This window comes from Vibrio sp. 10N.222.46.A1 (assembly GCF_041473595.1).
GTDB classification, from domain to species: domain Bacteria; phylum Pseudomonadota; class Gammaproteobacteria; order Enterobacterales; family Vibrionaceae; genus Vibrio; species Vibrio tasmaniensis_A.
Genome location: NZ_JBFRSN010001525.1, coordinates 1 through 834, shown reverse-complemented (window position 1 = coordinate 834; position 834 = coordinate 1). Strand labels below are relative to the sequence as shown.

The 834-nt window shown below is 44.1% G+C and carries 1 protein-coding gene and 1 pseudogene; both read right to left on the bottom strand.

The window, feature by feature from the left end:
• Window positions 1-330 (bottom strand): annotated as a pseudogene (locus tag AB4496_RS27855) (beta-hexosaminidase); the annotation flags it as partial.
• Between the two features lie 12 nt (window positions 331-342).
• The coding region (locus tag AB4496_RS27850; RefSeq protein WP_372133255.1) for a BadF/BadG/BcrA/BcrD ATPase family protein at window positions 343-834 on the bottom strand (492 nt) is incomplete at its 5' end.

Below are 834 nucleotides of genomic sequence, written 5' to 3'. Positions count from 1 at the left end.
CAGTACCGATGTTTCTCCATCATGATGTGATTGGATAAAGGCATCATTAAGGCCATCAGAATAGAAGCGGAATGGGGCGCTTTGAATACTGAATTCAAGGTAGTAATGGTTATTGGCCTTTAACACGGGCGCACTTGGTTTGAACGTGCAATAGCTTCCAACTTGAGTCAGTTCACCTTGCGATAGACTCTCAGGAAGGATGAATCGGTCAAATGCAAAATGCAGAGACCAATCTTTTACGTCGAGGTCACTTAAATTATGTACCGTAAGGCCAAATCGGCAGTTATTTTTTTGTTCAGAAAGAACAGCTAAGTCGATGCGATAATTCATATAACTTCCCTGCTAAGCCTGTTGATACAAGTTGTGTTGTGACTTGCCGGCAAACATCAATGCGCCTTCGATAGCGTCAAATTGAGGTTTAACGATCCATTGTTGTACTGGTGGTGATAGCCAGTTGAGAATACGCTCAGCGATACTTCCCATTAAGCACACCTTGTCAGCGCCTTTTCGATGCAGCGCTAATACAAACATTTCGATATCGGCTGCAGTCTGCTTAAGCATCTCTATAGCCAGTTCATCGCCTTCATTTGCCAGTTGAAAAATGACGGGTGAGAATTGACCGTAATCCTTTGGAATCGCGCCTTTTGACCACGCCACAATCGCATCCACATCATTATTAAATTGATTCATAACATGTTGAGTTAATGGGGTTTTACTGCGAATACCATCTTCAGCGAGTAGGACTTGCTGAATTAAACGAAGGCCCATCACTGCGCCGCCGCCTTGGTCAGAAATTGGAAATTCACGACCGCCAACCACATGTTGTTCGCCGTT